The following is an 18,883-nucleotide window of genomic DNA, read 5'->3' as shown; positions in this document are numbered from 1 at the left end:
AGGATCGCGATAGTCTCCGGCAATGGTGGGCGAGCAGCTCGACGAGATCGACCGGATTCTGGTGCGCGAGCTGGTCGCCGACGGCCGCGCGACGCTGGCCCATCTCGCCGCCGTCGCCGGCTTGTCGGTGTCGGCGGTGCAGTCACGGGTGCGTCGGCTGGAGGCTCGCGGTGTGGTGACGGGGTACACCGCGCGCATCAACCCCGAAGCGGTCGGGCATGCGCTGTCGGCGTTCGTCGCCATCACCCCTCTCGATCCCTCTCAACCCGATGATGCGCCCGCGCGGCTGGAACACATCGAGGCCATCGAGTCGTGTCACTCGGTGGCCGGCGAGGAGAGCTACATCCTGCTGGTGCGTGTTCCATCGGCGCGGGCATTGGAAGACCTGCTGCAACGGATCCGCACGGCGGCGAACGTGCGGACGCGAAGCACGATCATTCTACAGACTTTTTACAGTGGTAGGGAGTATATACCGGAATAGTTCCTGTGTAGCGATGGGTACACCGTAAATACTGCGCTAAGATGGCGTTATGACCGCTGTGCTGACACCCTCCGGCGCGCTCACCCCCGACCGCGTGCACGACGTGCTGGCCCGCAGCATGCTGGCCGACGGGCTGGACCTGGTGCTCGACCTGGACCGCTCGGCGGGTTCGTATCTGGTCGACGCCCGCACCGGCGAGCGCTACCTCGACATGTTCACCTTCTTCGCCTCGTCCGCGTTGGGGATGAACCACCCGGCGCTGGCCGATGACGAGGCCTTCCGCAGCGAACTCGCGCAAGCCGCGGTGAACAAGCCGAGCAACTCCGACGTCTACAGCGTGCCGATGGCCCGCTTCGTCGACACCTTCGTGCGCGTGCTGGGCGACCCGGCGCTGCCGCACCTGTTCTTCGTCGACGGCGGCGCGCTGGCGGTCGAGAATGCGCTGAAGGTGGCCTTCGACTGGAAGAGCCGCCGCAACGAGGCGCACGGCATCGACCCGGCGCTGGGCACTCGCGTGCTGCATCTGCGTGGGGCGTTCCACGGCCGCAGCGGCTACACGATGTCGCTGACCAACACTGACCCCAATAAGGTGGCCCGGTTCCCGAAGTTCGACTGGCCGCGCATCGACGCGCCGTATATCCGTCCGAGTGCGAATATGGCTGCGCTGGAAGCAGAATCGTTGAGCCAAGCCCGCGCGGCGTTCGAGGCCCATTCGCACGACATCGCCTGCTTCATCGCCGAGCCCATCCAGGGCGAGGGCGGTGACCGGCATTTCCGGCCGCAGTTCTTCGCCGAAATGCGCAAGCTGTGCGACGAATTCGATGCGCTGCTGATCTTCGACGAGGTGCAGACCGGCTGCGGACTGACCGGAACGGCTTGGGCCTACCAGCAATTGGGAGTTGTGCCCGATGTGGTGGCGTTCGGCAAGAAGACACAGGTATGCGGAATCATGGCCGGCCGACGGGTTGACGAGGTGCACGACAACGTGTTCGCGGTCAGCTCGCGGATCAACTCCACGTGGGGCGGCAACCTGGTGGACATGGTGCGATCGCGGCGCATCCTCGAGGTGATCGAGTCCGACGGGTTGTTCGTGCGCGCGGCGAAGGCGGGCCGCTATCTGCTGGACCGGTTGCATTCGCTGGCACGGGAATTCCCGGAGCTGGTGCTCGACGTGCGCGGCCGTGGACTGATGTGCGCATTCAGTTTGCCGACGACCGCGGCGCGCGACGAGCTGATCCGTCGGCTCTGGGACCGCCGGGTGATCATGCTGGCCAGCGGCGCCGATTCTGTGCGGTTCCGGCCGGCGCTGACGGTGTCGCGCAACGAGATCGACGAGGCCGTCACCGCAATCCGGGACGTGCTCACGCGGTCAGCCTTCTGATCGTCGAACGCAGCAGGGGTAGCTCTTCGCGGCCGACCAGCTCGCAGCCGTGAAGTTCGGCGAGTTTGCGTGCCGCAGACGTGAATTCGTGATTGGTGACGACCATCGTCTTGGTGCAGTCCTGCATCGGCGCGCCGGCCACCACCTCCTGTACAGCGGCTGTGCCCACGGGGCGTGAGACCCGCTTGCATTGAATGGCAAGGCGATTGGGCCGACGCCCGACAATCAGGTCGACGCCCCAGTCGCCGGTCACTGACGTCATGATCACCGGCACACCGCAGGACCGCGCGATGCGGGCGACATAGTCCTCGAACTCCAGGCCCGACATCGCGGCGGCGGGATCGGGCGCTGTGCGGGCGCCGGCGATCACGCCGAGCAGGAAGCGGGGCGCCGCGATGAGTAACGCCGGGGCGACGGTGCCGACGGCCACGCTCCACGGCGCGCCGGCACCCAGCACGTAGGCGGCCAGGCCCGCCGCGAGGCCGGCCACCAGATACACCTTGACCCGCAACACGCTGCGAATCGTAGGGCGAACAGCCGACATCGCACCCGTGGGAGCCCTGCAGGACTGCAATGTCGCGCCCGGCACAGCTTGGCAGGCTAATGTTCAACGCATGTCCGATGGTGTGGTCGAATCCACCGGTCAGACGATGGTGGAGCACGCCCTCGCCGGTGGTGAGCCGCAACGGGTCGGATGGTTTCGATTCTACTTCGCTGATGAGCGGTGGGAGTGGTCGCCGCAGGTCGAGCGCATGCACGGCTACGAGCCGGGTACCGCGAACCCGACGACCGAACTGGTGTTGTCGCACAAGCACCCCGAGGATTATCAGCAGGTAGCCGCCACGCTGGACGAAATCCGCCGTACCGCAGGCGCTTTCAGCACCCGACATCGCGTCATCGACACCCACGGGGACATCCACCACGTGGTGGTGGTGGGTGACCAGCTGTTCGATGACGACGGCGCGGTGATCGGAACCCACGGCTTCTATGTCGACGTGACGCCGTCGATGACCGAAGTGCAGGAGGAGATCGTCACCGAGGCGGTCGCCGAGATCGCCGAGGCCCGCGGCGGCATCGAGCAGACCAAAGGCATGTTGATGTTGATCTACCGGATCAACGCCGAGTCTGCGTTCGAGCTGCTGAAGTGGCGATCCCAGGAGACCAACGTCAAGCTGCGGGTGCTGGCCGAGCAAATCGCCGAGGACTTCCTGTCGCTGGACTACGACGAGCTGCTGCCGGCGCGCACACAGTTCGACCGGCTGTTGCTGACCGCGCACCTGCGCGTGTGTTCCTGAGGTTTACCCGGACCGCGGCCAGGGAATTCCACAGGCGTCAAAGCTGTGTGCGTCGGGAGGATGATCATGGCGGTCTGTGCCACCTGTGGCAACGATTACGACAAGGCCTTCACGGTGAGCTGGAATGGGCGCACCGAGACGTTCGACAGTGTGGAGTGCGCAGCAACCAAGGTCGCGCCGCAGTGCGACCACTGCGGATGCCGGATCCTCGGCCACGGGGTCGAGGCCGCTGACGCGATCTACTGCTGTGCGCACTGCGCCCGCGAATCCGGCCATTCCGAGCTCATCGACCGTCAGCCTCAGGTAGCGAACTCGTAGAGGTGGCCGTGTACCAGAACCCCAACGGTTTGCGGCACGACGACGCCGAGGTGCGCGACGCCATCCGCTTCGGTCTCCTCGTCGCGGCGCTGGCAATCGCGTTTCTGGTGGTCGCCGCCGTGTGGGTGAGCACCTGTGACGGCACCACCGTCGACACCGCGGCCTGCGGTGCCTCGCAGCGGATGTTGCTGGCGCTGGGCGCTCCGGCGATCCTGCTCATCGGCGCGCTGCGGGCGTTCCTGCGCACCTACCAGACGTGGAAGAAGCAGCAGACGTGGTGGGCGTGGCAGGGCGCCGGCTGGTTCCTGATGACGCTGATGCTGCTGGTGCTCACCATGAGCCTGCCCGCGTTGGCCGGGATCGGGACGTGACGCAGAACGCGCTGGCGCGGGATGGCAATACCCCCTCTACCAGTGATGTTCGTTTGGCCCACAACCGGTTCGGGTAGTTCTACCGTGGATATCAGCCCATGCAATCACGGGCACAGGTGTGGCGTGAGAGGAGTAGCCATGAAAGGCCCGAAGGACCCCGTAGACCACGCCAGGACCACGCGTCCGCACGCTGGCGAGTCGATGAAAGACAACAAGATCATGCCGGCGCTCATCGTGATCGGCGTCGCGCTGGTGTTGTTCGTCAGCTGCCTGGCCGCCTTCGGCACGCGCCACCATGACACCGGTCTGGTGCTGGCGGGGCTGTCGGCGGCGGGTTTCATCATCGGATGTGCCTGGCTGTACATCGAGCATCGGCGTGTTCGTCAACTCGAAGAGCGTTGGTACGCCGAACATCCCGATGTCGAACGGCAGCCGCCGAGCAGTTGACCAGCACACCACAAAGGGCCCGGCCGCAGTGGCCGGGCCCTTTGCTCGCGACATGTTACGGCCGCTGCTCGGCCTCTTGGCGTTGCTCGGCCGCCTCGGCGCCCTTGCGCGCCGCTTCGGCCTCGGCTTCCTTCTTGGCCACATCCTGCTGGGCGTCGGCTTTGTCCTGCTGAGCCTTACCCTCGCGAACCAAGTCGTCACGGCCGGTCACGGTGCCGACCGCTTCTTTCGCCTTGCCCTTGGCGTCTTCGACGACACCCTTGATGCCCTCTTCGGGGCCACTTTTCTTGTCGGTCATGATTACCTTTCCGCTACGGGAGTGGATCGGTCTCGTGCCCACTTCTTGAGCCTGGGTAGCCCGGTCGAAGGGCCGGACCTGCGACCCGGATTCTGGGTCGGTGCGAAGGGAACGTCCCTCCCACACCGACGGGCTTCCCCGCAGACCGCCCGCCTAAACCCCTGCAGGCGAGCGTCGCGGTTTCGCGAGGACGGCCCGCGGGTAAGCCGGCTTCATGGGCAGACATTCGAAATCCGAATCCGACGTGGACGACGACGAGGCCGTCGCGCAGTCACGCGAGGGCGGCCGCTATGTCGGCCGGGCATCGTCGGACGACTCGCTCGATACCCGGGAGACCGGCGCGGAAGCGCGTAGCGACGAACAGCGGTGACGAGAAGGTGACGACGACGATCGGGGTGGAGGAGGAGTTCTTTCTCATCGACCCCGTCAGTCGGGCCGTGAAATCGCTTGGTCCGCAGGTCGTTGCGCACGCGGTGGCGAGCATGGGCGAGTTGGTCACGGGGGAGTTCAACCTGTGCCAGCTCGAGGTGAAGACCCCGCCGTGTGCGGATGCCGCACAGTTGTGCGACGAACTGTGCCAGCTTCGGGCGGCGGCCGCGAAAGCCGCGATGGCGCAAGGCGTGCGGCTGTGTGCGTCCGGCACTCCCGTCGTCGCCTGCGACGGGCCCGTACTGGTCGGTGACCATCCCCGCTACCGGGCCGGTGTCGCCCAATACCGGGCCATGCTCGACGATTTCGCCATCTGTTCGCTGCATACGCACGTCTATCTGCCTGACGCCGAGGTGGCCGTGCTCGTCGGGAACCACCTGCGGCCCTGGCTTCCGCTGCTGGTGGCGATGAGCGCCAATTCGCCGTTCTACCAAAGCAAAGACACCGGATACGCCAGCTGGCGCGCCGTCACCCGAAGCCGGTTCCCGTGTCTGGGTCCTCCGCCGTTCGCGGCGTCACTGCGGGAGCATCGCGAAATAGCCTGTGCCATAGCAGAAGCCGAAGCGATGCTTGATGTGGACACGCCGTTCTGGGACGTCCGGCCCAATCCGCGACTGCCGACGATCGAAATCCGGGCGATGGACGTCACCACCGACGTCGACGACACGGTTGCGCTGGCGGTGCTCCTCAGGGCGATGGTCGCGACCGCGACGCAGCGGGTGATCGCCGGCGATCCGGGCCCGCAGCCGTGCAGCGAGGTGCTGCGGGCGACGTACTGGCAGGCCGCTCGGGACGGCTGGTCTCCCAGGGCAGCCGAGCAAGCCCGGCGACTGATCGATTGCGTCATGCCCGCCCTACAGCAGCACGGCGACGTGGACCTGGTGACGGCGTTCCTGCGACGCCTCGAGCACCACGGCACCGGCGCGCACCGTCAACGTGCGTCCGCCGCCCGCCACGGCGAACTCACCGGAGTCGTCGACGATCTCATCGCGGCGACGGCGGGGCATACGTGATCACCAGCACGTCCCGCTGCGCCGGCGCAGCAGGGTCAACCGGCCGGATCGGCGAGACGCCGTGCAGGGTGCGACGGTCGTCACCCAGCAGCAGGGTGCCGGGCCGCGACAGCGTCGTCGACAAGAGCCGACGGCCGTCCAGGTCGACCACCAAGCTTTCCCCGCCCGTGGCGTTGCGCCGGTCGATGAGCAGCGAGGTCACCAGCGTGACACCGTCGTGATGCAGGCCTTCCGGGGTGGGTTGCCCGTCGGCGTCGGCCGATGCCAGCACCCGGAACGGATGCACCTTGGCGCTCCATTCGCAGAGGGTGTCCAGCGCGGTCGCGATGCGGCCCAACAGGTTCAGGACCATGTGCAGCAGCGGATCGGCCGCAAAGCGCGCCGTTAGCGGCTCAAAATGCCGATCCTGCCGAACGTAGAGCGGATTGGAATCTTGCGGCTGCACGAATTCGTGGTGCGGCATCAACGTCGCGCAGGCGTCGTCGGTGCGGTACCGGAAATGCCCGTACCGGCGAAGCCGCCGCGTCCCGAGTGTGCCGGCGTAGGTGTCGGGCGCGAGGTCGTCCCAATGTGTGCGGAACCGCCGCCACGCATCGTCGTCGACGTCCAGCGCGGTGTTCAGGTCGGCCGGCGACATCACGAATACACCGCTGGAAGTCAGTCGGCGCCTGGCGATTTCGACCAGATCAGCCGTGACCGTGGCCATCAGGCCTTGGTTCCCGCGCTGTGCACACGCTTGCCGTGGCTGAGCGTCGGACGCCGTCCGATGTGGGCCTCGGCGCGCATGCGTCCCACCATGTGCGGGTAGTGCAGCTCGAAAGCCGGTCGCTCCGAACGGATCCGGGGCAGCTCTGTGAAATTGTGCCGAGGCGGCGGGCAACTGGTCGCCCACTCCAGCGAATTGCCGTGTCCCCAGGGGTCATCGACGGTGACCGGCTCGCCGTAGCGCCAGCTCTTGAACACGTTCCACGCGAATGGCAGCACCGAGAGCCCGAGGATGAAGGCGCCGATCGTCGACACCACGTTCAACACGGTGAACCCGTCGGTGGGCAGATAGTCGGCGTAGCGGCGCGGCATGCCCTCGTCGCCGAGCCAGTGCTGCACCAGGAAGGTGGTGTGGAAACCGATGAGGGTGAGCCAGAAGTTNCGGCATGCCCTCGTCGCCGAGCCAGTGCTGCACCAGGAAGGTGGTGTGGAAACCGATGAGGGTGAGCCAGAAGTTCAGCTTGCCCAACCGCTCGTCGAGCAGCCGGCCCGTCATCTTCGGGAACCAGAAGTACACCCCGGCGTAGGTGGCGAACACGATCGTGCCGAACAGCACGTAGTGGAAGTGCGCCACCACGAAATACGAGTCGGTGACATGGAAGTCCATCGGCGGGCTGGCCAGGATGATGCCGGACAGGCCGCCAAGCAGGAACGTCACAAGGAATCCGACCGCGAACAGCATGGGTGTCTCGAATGTCAACTGGCCCTTCCACATTGTGCCGATCCAGTTGAAGAACTTGATGCCCGTCGGTACCGCGATCAGGTAGGTGGTGAATGCGAAGAACGGCATCAGCACCGCGCCGGTGGCGAACATGTGGTGGGCCCACACCACCATGGACAGCGCGCCGATGCCGAGGGTGGCGTACACCAGCAGCGTGTAGCCGAATATCGGTTTGCGGGAGAACACCGGGAAGATCTCGGTGACGATGCCGAAGAACGGCAGCGCGACGATGTACACCTCGGGGTGCCCGAAGAACCAGAACAGGTGTTGCCACAGGATGGTTCCGCCGTTGGCGGGGTCGTAGACGTGGGCGCCGAGATGACGGTCGGCGGCGAGCGCAAACAGCGCGGCGGTCAGGATGGGGAAGGCCAGCAGCACCAGGATCGACGTCACCAGGATGTTCCAGGTGAAGATCGGCATCCGGAACATCGTCATGCCCGGCGCCCGCATACACACGACGGTGGTGATCATGTTGACCCCGCCGAGGATGGTGCCCAAACCGCCGATCGCCAGGCCCATGATCCACAGGTCACCGCCGGCGCCCGGCGAGTGAATCGCGTCGGTCAGCGGCGAGTACGCGGTCCAGCCGAAGTCGGCCGCCCCGCCGGGGGTGATGAACCCCGCTGTGGTGATCAACCCGCCGAACAGGAACAGCCAGAACGACAACGCGTTGAGTCGCGGGAACGCGACATCGGGGGCCCCGATCTGCAGCGGCAGCACCAGGTTGGCGAACCCGAACACGATCGGCGTCGCGTAGAACAGCAACATGATCGTGCCGTGCATGGTGAACAGCTGGTTGTACTGCTCGTTGGACAGGAACTGCAGGCCGGGCAGCGCCAACTCGGTGCGGATGAACAGCGCCATCAGGCCGCCGGTGAAGAAGAACCCGAAGCAGGCGACGACGTACATGATGCCGATCAGCTTGTGATCGGTGGTGGTGATCAGCTTGTAGACCAGGTTGCCCTTCGGGCCCAGCCGTGCGGGGAAGGGGCGGCGAGGTTTGAGGTCAGCAAGCGGGGGAGCTTCGGTGGTCACGGCATCTCCAGACGACAGACGTCTGTAGCTCTAGCCACAATCGTAGTGATTCAAACGCCAGTCATGTGCCCTTGACGTTGACAACCTGCCGTAGTTCGGTGATCACCTCGACGAGGTCCTGCGAATCCGCCATCACCGTGTCGATGGGTTTGTAGGCGTCGGGGATCTCGTCGACCCACGCTTCGCCGTGGCGGTATTCGATCCCTTTCATCCGGGCGGCGAGGTCGGCGGCGGTGAACCGGCGCCTGGCCTCGTTTCGGGAGAAGCGCCGCCCGGCGCCGTGCGGCGCGCTGCAGAAGCTGGCCGGATTGCCCTTGCCGCGCACGATGTATGAGCGGGTGCCCATCGAGCCGGGGATCAGCCCCATCACGCCGCGATGGGCGTCCACGGCGCCCTTGCGGGTCAGCCATACGTCTGTGTCCGCGTGGCGTTCTCGCGCCGTGTAGTTGTGGTGGGTGTTGATCCGCTCGACCTCGACGCCGTCCGCGTCGGTGTGCATCCAGTGCGCAAACGCCTGCCGGAAGCGGTCCATCATCTCCTCGCGGTTGGCGAGCGCATACTGCTGCGCCCAGCGAAGCTCGCGGAGGTAGGCGTCGAACTCGGGGGTGCCTTCCTCGAGGTAGGCCAGGTCGGCGTTGGGCAGCGTGATGTGCCGACTCCGGCACCACTGCTGGGCCACCTTGATGTGGCGGGTGGCGATCCTGTTGCCGACGCCGCGTGACCCGGCGTGCAGGAACATCCACACCGCATCGTCGCGGTCGAGGCATAGCTCGATGAAATGGTTCCCGCCGCCCAGCGTGCCTAGCTGGGCCTTCCATTTCGGGGAGTGGGACAGGTCCACGTCGGTCTCGGCGGCGAGCTTCTCGAGCCGCTCGATGCGCGGCGCGGTGAACGGGTACCGGCGCAGCGACTTGTTGTAGTTGCCCGCACTCAGCGGGATGGCGGATTCGAGCGAACTGCGAAGTCGGGCAGTGTCTTTGCCCGCGATGTCGGCCGCGGTGAACCGGGTGCGGGCGGCGACCATGCCGCACCCGATGTCGACGCCGACGGCCGCCGGGATCACCGCGCCCAGCGTCGGGATCACCGTGCCCACCGCGGCGCCCTTGCCGACATGTGCGTCGGGCATCAGCGCCACGTGCGGGTACACGAACGGCAGGCTGGCTGTTTGTTTGGCCTGCTCGATCGTCGCCGGGTCGATCTGGCTGGCGAAGTTGACGACGCCGCCATCGAGTTGTTCCATCACCTCCTGTTTACCCCTGACGTCGATTCGGCAGTTGCCATCGCGGGTAGACACCGGCCATGAGTTTCCCGGAACAGCAGCAGGCACCGCCCGGCGTGCAGTCGCAGATGACCCCGCCACCCGATTGCGGAGAAACCAGCTACCGCGGCACCGGACGCTTGGAGGGCAAACGGACGGTCATCACCGGCGGCGACAGCGGGATCGGCCGGGCCGTCGCGATCGCGTTCGCGCGTGAGGGCGCCGACGTGCTGATCGCGTACCTCAACGAGCATGAAGACGCACAGGACGTCCAGCAGTACGTCCAGGAGGCGGGCCGCACGTGCGTGCTGATGGCCGGTGACCTCTCCGACCCGGCGCACTGCCGCGCGGTTGTCGACAGAGCCGTCGAGGGATTCGGCGGCATCGATGTGCTCGTCAGCAATGCCGCCTACCAGATGACGCATCAGAGTCTCGACGAGATCAGCGACGAGGAATGGGATTACACGTTCAAGCTCAACGTTGGCGCGTACTTCTATCTGGTCAAGGCGGCGCTACCGCACATGGGCGCGGGTGGGTCGATCATCGGCAGTTCCTCGGTCAACTCCGATATGCCCAACCCGACCCTGGCGCCGTATGCGGCCACCAAGGCGGCGATCGCCAACTTCTCGGCCAGCCTCGCTGAGTTGTTGGGCAACAAGGGAATCCGCGTCAACAGCGTCGCCCCGGGTCCCATCTGGACGCCGCTCATTCCGTCGACGATGCCACCGGAACGGGTGAAATCGTTCGGGGAGAACGTGCCACTGGCACGCGCGGGCCAGCCTGTCGAGCTGGCGCCCATCTACGTACTGCTGGCCTCCGACGAAGCCAGCTATGTGACGGGTGCAAGGGTCGCGGTCACCGGCGGTAGACCGATTCTCTAATCGGTGCTGCGTATCGGCAAATCGTCCACATTGCGAAAGTGCCTATCCAGTAAGCGAAATCTTGAGCGATCGAGGTTTATGAGTACTTGCGGCGGGCAAGTCGGTCGCATGCCCATTGTGCGATCTGTGCGCTCGCTGTCGGTGTGGCACATGCGCGGATCATGAAGATCGCGATCGTTTCGGAGCACGCGAGTCCGTTGGCCGTGCTCAGTGGTACGGAAGTCGGCGCGCAGAGCGTTTATGTTGACGCGCTGTCGGCGGCTTTGGCCCGGCTCGGCCACCGAGTGAAGGTGTACACCCGTCGGGACGACCGGACGTTGCGGGACGAAGTCGATACCCCGCAGCGCTACACCGTGGTTCACGTTTCGGCTGGCCCGCCGGAGCATCTGCCCGAACAACAGCTACTGCAATACATGGGAGCATTCGCTCAGTTCCTCGATGCCGATTGGGCGGTTGACCGACCTGACGTCACCCATGCGCACTATTGGATGTCAGGCGTCGCAACGCAGCTCGCGGCGCGGCATCTGAATCTGCCTGCGGTGCAAACATTTCACGGGGTGGTCGAGCGGCGGCACCAGGGTCTGCAGGGTGTCAGCCCGCCACAGCGGCCGAAGCTGGAAGCAATGGTGGCCAAGGGCGCCACCTGGGTGGCGGCGACGTGCACGGACGAAGTATTCGAGCTGGCACGGATGGGCCGGCCGCGGTCGCGAATCTCGGTGGTGCCGTACGGCGTCGATCTTAACCTGTTCACTCCTGACGGTCCGAAAGCCCCGCGCACGGCGCCGCATCGCATCGTCAGCGTCGGAAGACTCGTTCCGCGTATGGGATTCGATCACATCATCCGGGCGCTGACCGTCATCCCGGACACCGAATTCGTGCTCGCGGGCGCGCCAGACACGGCCGAGGCATGCCGGTTGCGCAACCTGGCCGCGGAGCTCGGCGTCGACGATCGCGTGCGGTTGCAGGGTTCGGTGGCGAGGAAGGACATGCCTGCGCTGCTGCGCTCGGCCGACGTGGTGGCGTGCACGCCGTGGTATGAGCCGTTCGGCCTCGTGGCGCTGGAGGCGATGGCGTGTGGCATCCCCGTAGTGGCATCGGCGGTCGGCGGCATGCTCGATACGGTGGTGGACGATGTGACGGGTCGACTGGTCCCGCCGAACCGGCCTGCTGAACTGGCGAATGCGCTCAGCGACCTACTGCGCGACGAGTTCCTGCGCCAGAGCCTCGGTGCGGCCGGCCGCGATCGCGCACGGGCCCGCTACTCCTGGGACCGCATAGCTGCCGATACGCTGCGGATCTACGACCGGTCATTGGCGGCCGGCTACCAGCGCAAGGCGGCAACAATTTCGTCCGGTTGACCGGGAGGCGTGCTCACCTGGTCGCCGGATCCGAAGGCAGGGAAGGCATTCCCAGTCGGTCCTGGATATGGTCGATCTTGGCCTCGATCCGTTCCAAATCCTCGGCGTCGACCTTGAAGATCCAATGCTTGGCGCCCAGCAACAAGATGGCCTGAAACACAAGCTGCAGCCACTCGCTTTGCCAGTTCTCGAAGGTGCTTGCAAAGAAGCTGCTCCAGTACTCCGGCCAGAGGAACGGCTGCCCGTGCGACTGCTGCTCAGATTGGAAAGTCTGCAGCTGCGTGACGAATTGCCCCAGCCACGACCCGACGAACAGCAGCAACAGAAGATAAACAGCTCCCCATCGCCGAATGTGTTGCATTGCACGCTCCTGCCCGTTGCCACTGTGGTGTGTAGCCAGGTCCAGCGGCGCTCGGCATACCCGCTTAGACGATCTCCTAAACGGTCGTTGCGAGCCATGTTTGGACTTCTCGTTGCGGTGAATACCACCGGCATGCGAGTCGGTATCTACCACCAGAGCCGCCACAACGTCATCTACGGGTACCTGCCCACGGGTCCGTGTGGGCACCACCTCGTCGACACCCGCAACGGCGAGGCGATCGACGTCGCCGAGTTCGCGGCGCAGCGCGAAATAATGCTGTTGCGATTGTGGGTCGATTCGCAGCATTGTTTCGTCTCTGACCTCGATCTCTACGACGCGGTAAGGGAATTGGTCGAAAGCGGCGATGTGCGAAGCGACCATGCGGAGCGGTACTGGAGCTGCCTCACGCCGCTCGACGTCTACGGGCACAGGCGACTCCGTCGACCCGAAGTGATGATCGCCGCCGATGTCGGACCGTCAGACGTCGAAGTCATGTCTGGAAGCCAGTGATGTAGTTGTCCATCCAATTACCTAGGGAAGCGGCGGATTTCGTGACCGCGCCGTTCCAGTGGGCGGTTGCACTGCGAGACGCCCGGGTGTTTCATTCAGACGGGATCGTGGCGACCGGGCGGACCTTCGACCCGATCCTGAACAGCGCGCACGGGGTGGTGCTGGCGCCACGCTGGTTGGCCGACGTCCGCGCCGGGCCTACGACCGCAGCCGCCGCGGCCGGGGCGGATTCGCGCATGCAGGGCGACGCAGCACGCAGATTTTGACCCCCGGGGGAGCAGGCATCCGATGGCTGCGCACCGCAGACTGTCCGTCTGCCGAATCGAGAAACAGGAAACAGCGATGACCACCGATTACGACGCACCGCGAGCCGCAGTCGTCGACGATATTGACGACGAATTACCGGAGCTGCGCCTGCGGGCAGAACCGCAGCCGGCCGAAATCGACGTCGACGAGTCCGACGTCGTCGAATCCTTCGAGTTGCCGGGCGCCGACCTCTCCGGCGAGGAGCTGTCGGTACGGGTGATACCAGTGCAGCAGGACGAATTCGTCTGCTCGAGTTGCTTTCTCGTGCATCACCGAAGCCGCCTCGCGCACCCCGGCGCGCAACCGGCCGTCTGTCGCGATTGCGCCGCATAGCCGGGCTGCCTGGCGCCGCGCGGTAGGATGCGAGTGCGCCAGTGTTCGCCGTGCTGGTGGACAGGAGCCAGGCATTATGGCTGGTGTGGAACGCCCCGACCCCTTAGCGCGGCTGGACACCACCTCCGAGGCAATCGCGGCTCTGCGGGACATATTCGCCTCCGAAGAACCGCTGGACCATGTGCTTGCCCGGGTGGCGAGCACGGCCGCCAAAGCCATCCCGGACGCTGACGCGGTCAGCATCAGTGTGCTCACCGGGGAGTCCCCCCGCACCGCGGCGTGCACGGACGACCGGATCATCGATCTTGATCGCGCGCAGTATGAGTCGGGGCGCGGGCCGTGCATGGAGTCCGTCCACGGCAGGCGCCCGGTCCGTGTCGAGATCGCGAAGGGCGCCCACGACTGGCCGGAGTTCGCTGAGGCGGCACGTCGGCTCGGCATCCGCGCCTGCATATCGGTTCCACTGCTGGTCGACGGTGACGAGCCGACGGAGTTGGTCGGCTCGCTCAACGTGTACAGCTATACAGCCTCGGCATTCGACCCCTTCGACGAAGGCCTGATGCGGTTGTACACGGTGGCCGCCGGACAGGCGATCACCAACACCCGCCGCTGGCAGCAGTCGCGCGACGCGGTCACGCAGCTCGAGCGGGCGCTGACCTCGCGTGCCGAGATCGACCAGGCCAAGGGGATTCTGATGGCGGTGCACAGCTGCACCGCCGACGAGGCGTTCCAGCGGCTCGTCGAGCAATCGCAGCGGCGCAACATCAAGGTGCACGACATCGCCCGCCAGCTGCTGGAGTCGGTGACGTCGATGAAGGCGCAGTGACATAACGGCGTCCCCGCCGCCCGCGCGGTATTATCGAGACACCCTGTCCAGCGGTTAAAAATCAGCCGCATCAGCGGGGCGGCCGCTGAGTCTGTCGACCGATTCCAGGTATCCCGCGCACCCGGCTGTGGCGCGCGCACGACTTCCTGCGGCGCCCTAGGCATGTTCAACCGCGCAGGTGGAGAACCTCGCTCGACCTCTGAGGAACGTACCGATGTTGCATTCCTTTCCCCGACGACCATGACCGACCAGCCCGGCACGACCGATGAACGCAGCGACGAAGTCGAACATCTGCGTGCCCGGTTGAACATCCAGCAGCAGCTCGCCGCCGCCGCGGCCGCGGGCCACGGTGAGCAGGGAATAGCCGATGCCCTGTACGAATTGACCGGCCTCACTGCGGGTGTGGAGGACCGCTTCGGCTATCTGCGCGCCTGGGCGGGTCCGGAACGCCCGGCGCCCAATCCCAGACCGGAAGCCCACCGCGACGAGTTTCTTCACACGCTGTCCAGTCGCAGCGGCGCTACCCGTGTGAAGGACCGCATCGCCATGCCGGTGCGCTCCCGTGGGGAGATCCTCGGCGTGCTGTCGCTTGTCGACCAGCGGGGGGAGGCCACCGACGATGACCTCTTTGCGCTCGAATACGGCAGCGTGATCCTGGGTCTTGAGCTTTTCCACCAGCGAAACCTCGCCGAGATGGAAACCAGCATCCGACGCGAACTGCTGGACGATCTGCTCGCGGGAACCGAGTCATCGGCCGCATACGCGCGGGCCGCCGCGGTCGGGCACGATCTGCGAACGCCGCACTATGTCGTGGCCATCCGGCATCCTCGTGCCCGCGGCGGCGCACTCAGCGCGGCGGCGTGCCGGGCGGCCGCTGCACAGCACCTCAACTACGTGCACGGCCACCACGCCGACATGGTGATCCTATTGGTCGACGGCCGACCCGACCCCTCGGCCCTGCACACCTCGATCAGCGACCGGCTGGGCGACAGCGCGTCCACCATCGGCATCGGTCCGGTGTGCCCAACACCGGCGGAAATTCCCGAATCGTTTCGAAAAGCTTGCCGTGCGCTCAACATTCGATCGCACAGCGCTTCACCGCAGGGCGCGTCTGCCTATGACGAACTCGGCTTCTACCGGCTCATCGACGCCGCCCATTCCGTCGGCGGGGTCGAGGAATACCTGGATGAGTGGCTGGGCGTGTTGCGAGAATACGACGAGAACAAGAACTCGGGCTTGGTCCAGACCCTCAGCGAGTACCTCGAATGCGGTGGCAACTATGACGAGACGGCAGCGGCTTTGCATATCGCGCGGAGCACACTGCGCTATCGGCTGCGGCGTATCCGTGGGCTTACCGGCTACGACTTGCGCGACGTCGATACCCGGTTCAACCTGCACGCCGCTACTCGGGCCTGGCGCTTCTTGAATCCCGCTGTGCTTCCGGGGAGCTGACTCGGCCCGTCAGGGTAAGTCGGGTGCACTCAATTTGAATCTGCCGGGACGGCGCGGCGATCGCATACCGTGCTCACACTTGCCGTTACAGACAGCCGGCATGTGATCTGCATCCGCCGGCCGGGAGGCCCGATGAGTCATCAAGGTCAGGACCCGCTGAGGCCAGCTGATTCGGCCATGGTGCACGTGCAACGCTCTGCCGGAAACACCAGCATTGTTCACGTCAACGGTCCGCTGCTGTCCGATACGACGGCGCCGATGCGCCGCGCGGTGGCCAACGAACTCCTGCGCACGCCAGAGCTTTTCGCGCTGAACCTCGCGGGTGTCACCAATATCGACGCCGCAGGACTCGACGCGCTGACGTCAGCTGCGACGCAGGCCGGCGAATCCGACATCCCGTTCTGCCTCGTCGGCGCTCACCAAGGTCCTGTCGCCGCGGCGCTCAACAAGGCCGATCTCAGCGACCTGTTCGAGATCGTGCCCACGCTCAACGAGATCGGCACGGCTGGTCGGAAGAACCGCTAGACCGTTGGGGCTCAGGCGCTTCGGCTCGGCGAGTGCGCGTTGGTAGACGTCTTCGTAGCCGACCGCGAGCCGCTCGGCGCTGAAATGTTCCTTGACGTGGCGTCGGCAGGCGGCGGGATCGAGAATGTGCGTCCGTTGCATCGCCGCCGCGAGTTCCGCCGGGTCGTCGCAGATAAAGCCCGTCACACCGTCGACGACGCAGTCGCTTCACCTCAACTCAACCGAACTCCTCGCACGGCGTCCCGTTGTGTCGGTGGCCGTTGAGGAGCGGTCCCCATATCTCGCGGGCGACGCGCACCGCGTTGCGGTCCAGATCGTCGGTGGGGTCGCGTTGGGCGATGGCGACCAGCGCGTCAGCCAGACTCAGTGGTGCCACGTGGTGCTGTTTGGCCGCCTGCACAATCGTCATGAACGCCTGGTTCAGGCTGCAGCGGCGCAGCGCGATGATGACTCCCTCGGCAGTGTCGAGGATGCGGGCGCCGGCTCGTCGTGGATCATGTTGCGGCGCGCGGGTGCTCATCGGCACAGTCTGGCCATCGGCCGTCGTGGCCGCGTGCTCCCGGGAGGTTCAAAAAAGCCGTATGGGGGCGCGCTGGCAGGGCAGGCGACAACGGATGCTCACATACGCCTGGCAGCCATAGCAGCCGGACCTGGTCATGTTTGACATCCAACGGGTAGGGGGTACCTGACTTACACGATGGTGAGGACGGTGTTGGCGCGCGCGACGGCCCTATCAGTCCTTCATCGGCGCGAACATCTCGTCCATGGCAGCGGATTGTCCTCTTGTTCACGCGCGGGTCGCCGGAGTGCCGATGGTTAGCTGGGGGGCGACCTGGGGTAGTCTCGCTTCGACATTGCCAGGAGGTCACATGGCCGACGTCGCAAATCACGAAAACGGGCAGGGCCGCGGTGACCGGTCGATCGAGCTGCGGGTCGCCGCGAAGCTGGAAAACCTTGCTGTCCTGCGGGCATTGGTCGCTGCCGTCGGCACCTTTGAAGACCTCGACTTCGACGCCGTCGCGGATCTGCGGCTGGCGGTCGACGAAGCCTGCACCCGGCTGATCCGCTCGGCCGTTCCCGGTTCCACCCTGGTGCTGAGGATCGACCCTCGCGATGATGCCGTGGTCATCGAGGCATCGGCCACCTGCACGACCCACGACATCATCACGCCGGGCAGCTTCAGCTGGCACGTGTTGAGTTCATTGACTGACGAGGTGCACACCTTCCAGGACGGGCAGGGCCCGGAGGAGGGGCAGGTGTTCGGGATTTCGATGACGACGAGGAGAGCGAGTTCGCTGCAGTGACGCCTTCGTCTTCGCGGGGTTCGTCATCACGGCCGAACTCGGAATACGCAGACGTCGCCGATATGTTCCGCGAACTTCAGAAATTGGACGACGCTTCGCCGAAGTTCATGGCGCAGCGGGACCGGATCGTTGAGCGGTGCCTGCCACTGGCCGACCACATCGCGCGTCGTTTCGACGGCCGCGGCGAAGCCCGCGACGATCTGGTGCAGGTCGCCCGCGTCGGGCTCGTCAACGCGGTGATCCGCTTCGACGTCGACGCCGGCTCGGACTTCGTCTCGTTCGCTGTCCCCACGATCATGGGCGAGGTCCGGCGGCACTTCCGGGACAACAGCTGGTCGGTCAAGGTGCCGCGACGACTCAAGGAGCTGCATCTGCGCCTGGGGGCCGCTACCGCAGAGCTTTCGCAGCGGCTGGGCCGCGCCCCCACTGCGTCTGAACTCGCTCACGAGCTGGACATGGATCGCGACGAGGTGATCGAGGGCCTGGTCGCCGGCAGCTCCTACAACACGTTGTCCATCGACGGCGGGGGCAGCGGTAGTGAAGACGCCCCCGCGATCGCAGACACACTCGGCGATCTGGACAGCGGCCTCGATCAGATCGAGAACCGAGAAGCGTTGCGGCCCTTGCTCGCTGCGTTACCGGAGCGAGAGCGCACAGTGCTTCTGCTGCGGTTCTTCGAGTCGCTGACGCAGACCCAGATCGCCGAGCGGGTCGGCATTTCACAGATGCATGTATCGCGGTTGCTGGCGAAATCGCTAGCGCGACTTAGAGATGAGCTGCAATAGCGGGCGTGGTTCTTCGTGCAGTGTCGAGAACGCGGTTTCCACGTTGCCGCAGATGGGCAGGGTGGAGTCCGGATCACAGATCGCCAGCAGTCGGGTGACCGCCGAACTGGGCACCAGCGCCCAGGCGATGTGGTCGCCGGCGCACCGCACGTTCACGGTGTGCAATGCGGAGAATCCAGCGGTGCCAAAGAACTTGACGCCGCTGAGGTCGAGCACCAACCGATCGGTGTGGTCGGCGTCGCGCAGGGCGAAGTCGACGAACTCCTCGACGTTCGCCGCGTCGAGGTCGCCGTGGGCGCTGACCACCGCCGTCGACGGCTGCGGCCGGTGGGTGGCGAACCGGGCCTCGTGGCATTCGAAGCGGTCGGTCTGAGGCTCCGGCGAAGTCGGATGAGCATTAACGGTAGACATGGTGACTCCATCAGTCGGA

The 18,883-nt window shown here is 65.7% G+C and carries 25 protein-coding genes and 1 pseudogene; 18 read left to right on the top strand and 8 right to left on the bottom strand.

Going from position 1 to position 18,883, the window contains the following annotated elements:
* Positions 1 to 25 precede the first annotated feature (25 nt).
* Together CWS39_RS10580 and lat are read left to right on the top strand one after the other, a co-directional pair.
* Positions 26 to 481 carry an Lrp/AsnC family transcriptional regulator gene (locus tag CWS39_RS10580; RefSeq protein WP_199178052.1) on the top strand — a complete coding sequence of 152 codons (456 nt, stop codon included), beginning with the start codon at positions 26 to 28 and terminating at the stop codon, positions 479 to 481.
* A gap of 49 nt (positions 482 to 530) precedes the next feature.
* Complete coding sequence (lat, locus tag CWS39_RS10575) at positions 531 to 1,862, top strand: L-lysine 6-transaminase (RefSeq protein WP_102142859.1); 1,332 nt, start codon at positions 531 to 533, stop codon at positions 1,860 to 1,862.
* Here lat and CWS39_RS10570 read toward each other — a convergent pair.
* Positions 1,843 to 2,406 carry a restriction endonuclease gene (locus CWS39_RS10570; protein WP_102142858.1) on the bottom strand — a complete coding sequence of 188 codons (564 nt, stop codon included), beginning with the start codon at positions 2,404 to 2,406 and terminating at the stop codon, positions 1,843 to 1,845. The two genes, lat and CWS39_RS10570, sit on opposite strands and share 20 nt — an antisense overlap.
* Before the next feature lie 70 nt (positions 2,407 to 2,476).
* Here CWS39_RS10570 and CWS39_RS10565 point away from each other — a divergent pair, with 70 nt between their 5' ends.
* The 4 genes from CWS39_RS10565 to usfY all read left to right on the top strand — a co-directional run bounded on the left by CWS39_RS10565 (position 2,477) and on the right by usfY (position 4,293).
* Complete coding sequence (locus CWS39_RS10565) at positions 2,477 to 3,157, top strand: PAS and ANTAR domain-containing protein (protein ID WP_102142857.1); 681 nt, start codon at positions 2,477 to 2,479, stop codon at positions 3,155 to 3,157.
* Between the two features lie 66 nt (positions 3,158 to 3,223).
* Positions 3,224 to 3,475 carry a hypothetical protein gene (locus tag CWS39_RS10560; protein ID WP_199178042.1) on the top strand — a complete coding sequence of 84 codons (252 nt, stop codon included), beginning with the start codon at positions 3,224 to 3,226 and terminating at the stop codon, positions 3,473 to 3,475.
* Between the two features lie 2 nt (positions 3,476 to 3,477).
* Complete coding sequence (locus tag CWS39_RS10555; protein ID WP_431306112.1) at positions 3,478 to 3,846, top strand: hypothetical protein; 369 nt, start codon at positions 3,478 to 3,480, stop codon at positions 3,844 to 3,846.
* 138 nt (positions 3,847 to 3,984) lie between these two features.
* Positions 3,985 to 4,293 carry a protein UsfY gene (gene usfY, locus CWS39_RS10550; protein WP_102142856.1) on the top strand — a complete coding sequence of 103 codons (309 nt, stop codon included), beginning with the start codon at positions 3,985 to 3,987 and terminating at the stop codon, positions 4,291 to 4,293.
* A gap of 55 nt (positions 4,294 to 4,348) precedes the next feature.
* Here the strand turns inward: usfY and mbp1 are convergent, their stop codons facing one another.
* The gene (gene mbp1 / locus CWS39_RS10545; protein WP_102142855.1) at positions 4,349 to 4,591 is read right to left on the bottom strand and encodes a microaggregate-binding protein 1; all 243 of its coding nucleotides are present in this window, start codon (positions 4,589 to 4,591) and stop codon (positions 4,349 to 4,351) included.
* A 214-nt stretch (positions 4,592 to 4,805) separates the two neighbouring features.
* Between mbp1 and CWS39_RS29145 the strand changes: the two genes are divergently transcribed.
* Together CWS39_RS29145 and CWS39_RS10540 are read left to right on the top strand one after the other, a co-directional pair.
* Complete coding sequence (locus CWS39_RS29145) at positions 4,806 to 4,961, top strand: hypothetical protein (RefSeq protein ID WP_199178041.1); 156 nt, start codon at positions 4,806 to 4,808, stop codon at positions 4,959 to 4,961.
* A 7-nt stretch (positions 4,962 to 4,968) separates the two neighbouring features.
* Positions 4,969 to 6,033, top strand: a complete 1,065-nt coding sequence (locus CWS39_RS10540) for a carboxylate-amine ligase (protein WP_199178055.1) — start codon at positions 4,969 to 4,971, stop codon at positions 6,031 to 6,033.
* Here the strand turns inward: CWS39_RS10540 and CWS39_RS10535 are convergent.
* The 3 genes and pseudogenes from CWS39_RS10535 to CWS39_RS10520 form a co-directional block, all read right to left on the bottom strand.
* On the bottom strand, positions 6,005 to 6,739 hold the full coding sequence (locus CWS39_RS10535; protein ID WP_102142853.1) for a 2OG-Fe dioxygenase family protein: 735 nt from the start codon (positions 6,737 to 6,739) through the stop codon (positions 6,005 to 6,007). The genes CWS39_RS10540 and CWS39_RS10535 overlap by 29 nt on opposite strands.
* Positions 6,739 to 8,554: pseudogene (locus tag CWS39_RS10525) on the bottom strand (cytochrome c oxidase subunit I). The gene CWS39_RS10535 and the pseudogene CWS39_RS10525 overlap by 1 nt, the downstream one beginning before the upstream one ends.
* 61 nt (positions 8,555 to 8,615) lie before the next feature.
* Positions 8,616 to 9,794 (bottom strand): RtcB family protein, encoded by a 1,179-nt coding sequence (locus CWS39_RS10520; protein ID WP_102142850.1) that lies wholly within the window; start codon positions 9,792 to 9,794, stop codon positions 8,616 to 8,618.
* Between the two features lie 59 nt (positions 9,795 to 9,853).
* Here CWS39_RS10520 and CWS39_RS10515 point away from each other — a divergent pair, with 59 nt between their 5' ends.
* Positions 9,854 to 10,693, top strand: coding sequence for an SDR family oxidoreductase (locus CWS39_RS10515; RefSeq protein ID WP_102142849.1), 840 nt, complete (start codon positions 9,854 to 9,856; stop codon positions 10,691 to 10,693).
* 161 nt (positions 10,694 to 10,854) lie between these two features.
* Complete coding sequence (locus CWS39_RS10510; protein WP_102142848.1) at positions 10,855 to 12,051, top strand: glycosyltransferase; 1,197 nt, start codon at positions 10,855 to 10,857, stop codon at positions 12,049 to 12,051.
* A gap of 13 nt (positions 12,052 to 12,064) precedes the next feature.
* Here CWS39_RS10510 and CWS39_RS10505 read toward each other — a convergent pair whose 3' ends face one another.
* Positions 12,065 to 12,412: a DUF6766 family protein gene (locus CWS39_RS10505; protein ID WP_102142847.1), complete on the bottom strand. Its 348-nt coding sequence runs from the start codon at positions 12,410 to 12,412 to the stop codon at positions 12,065 to 12,067.
* Between the two features lie 96 nt (positions 12,413 to 12,508).
* On the opposite strand from CWS39_RS10505, the gene CWS39_RS10500 reads away from it, so the two are divergent.
* The 6 genes from CWS39_RS10500 (at position 12,509) to CWS39_RS10475 (ending at position 16,364) form a co-directional block, all read left to right on the top strand.
* Positions 12,509 to 12,922 (top strand): hypothetical protein, encoded by a 414-nt coding sequence (locus tag CWS39_RS10500; RefSeq protein ID WP_233213442.1) that lies wholly within the window; start codon positions 12,509 to 12,511, stop codon positions 12,920 to 12,922.
* A gap of 41 nt (positions 12,923 to 12,963) precedes the next feature.
* Positions 12,964 to 13,188: a hypothetical protein gene (locus tag CWS39_RS10495; RefSeq protein WP_102142845.1), complete on the top strand. Its 225-nt coding sequence runs from the start codon at positions 12,964 to 12,966 to the stop codon at positions 13,186 to 13,188.
* Positions 13,189 to 13,264: 76 nt separating this feature from the next.
* Positions 13,265 to 13,561 carry a DUF4193 domain-containing protein gene (locus tag CWS39_RS10490; RefSeq protein ID WP_102142888.1) on the top strand — a complete coding sequence of 99 codons (297 nt, stop codon included), beginning with the start codon at positions 13,265 to 13,267 and terminating at the stop codon, positions 13,559 to 13,561.
* Positions 13,562 to 13,637: 76 nt separating this feature from the next.
* Entirely contained in the window at positions 13,638 to 14,387 is a 750-nt protein-coding gene (locus tag CWS39_RS10485) for a GAF and ANTAR domain-containing protein (protein ID WP_102142844.1), read from the top strand.
* 240 nt (positions 14,388 to 14,627) lie between these two features.
* Positions 14,628 to 15,839, top strand: coding sequence for a PucR family transcriptional regulator (locus tag CWS39_RS10480; RefSeq protein ID WP_233213441.1), 1,212 nt, complete (start codon positions 14,628 to 14,630; stop codon positions 15,837 to 15,839).
* A gap of 132 nt (positions 15,840 to 15,971) precedes the next feature.
* On the top strand, positions 15,972 to 16,364 hold the full coding sequence (locus CWS39_RS10475) for an STAS domain-containing protein (RefSeq protein ID WP_233213440.1): 393 nt from the start codon (positions 15,972 to 15,974) through the stop codon (positions 16,362 to 16,364).
* A 217-nt stretch (positions 16,365 to 16,581) separates the two neighbouring features.
* On the opposite strand, the gene CWS39_RS29140 is transcribed toward CWS39_RS10475, so the two are convergent.
* On the bottom strand, positions 16,582 to 16,884 hold the full coding sequence (locus CWS39_RS29140) for a hypothetical protein (RefSeq protein ID WP_199178040.1): 303 nt from the start codon (positions 16,882 to 16,884) through the stop codon (positions 16,582 to 16,584).
* 349 nt (positions 16,885 to 17,233) lie between these two features.
* Between CWS39_RS29140 and CWS39_RS10465 the strand changes: the two genes are divergently transcribed.
* Together CWS39_RS10465 and CWS39_RS10460 are read left to right on the top strand one after the other, a co-directional pair.
* Entirely contained in the window at positions 17,234 to 17,668 is a 435-nt protein-coding gene (locus CWS39_RS10465) for an ATP-binding protein (RefSeq protein ID WP_102142841.1), read from the top strand.
* A 62-nt stretch (positions 17,669 to 17,730) separates the two neighbouring features.
* Entirely contained in the window at positions 17,731 to 18,453 is a 723-nt protein-coding gene (locus CWS39_RS10460; RefSeq protein ID WP_431306111.1) for an RNA polymerase sigma factor SigF, read from the top strand.
* On the opposite strand, the gene CWS39_RS10455 is transcribed toward CWS39_RS10460, so the two are convergent.
* Positions 18,424 to 18,864: an STAS domain-containing protein gene (locus CWS39_RS10455; protein WP_102142839.1), complete on the bottom strand. Its 441-nt coding sequence runs from the start codon at positions 18,862 to 18,864 to the stop codon at positions 18,424 to 18,426. The two genes, CWS39_RS10460 and CWS39_RS10455, sit on opposite strands and share 30 nt — an antisense overlap.
* Positions 18,865 to 18,883 lie beyond the last annotated feature (19 nt).

The organism is Mycobacterium hubeiense, assembly GCF_002838065.1.
GTDB lineage: Bacteria > Actinomycetota > Actinomycetes > Mycobacteriales > Mycobacteriaceae > Mycobacterium > Mycobacterium hubeiense.
The sequence above is the reverse complement of the archived record's forward strand: the minus strand, read 5'-3'. Positions and strand labels throughout refer to the sequence as shown.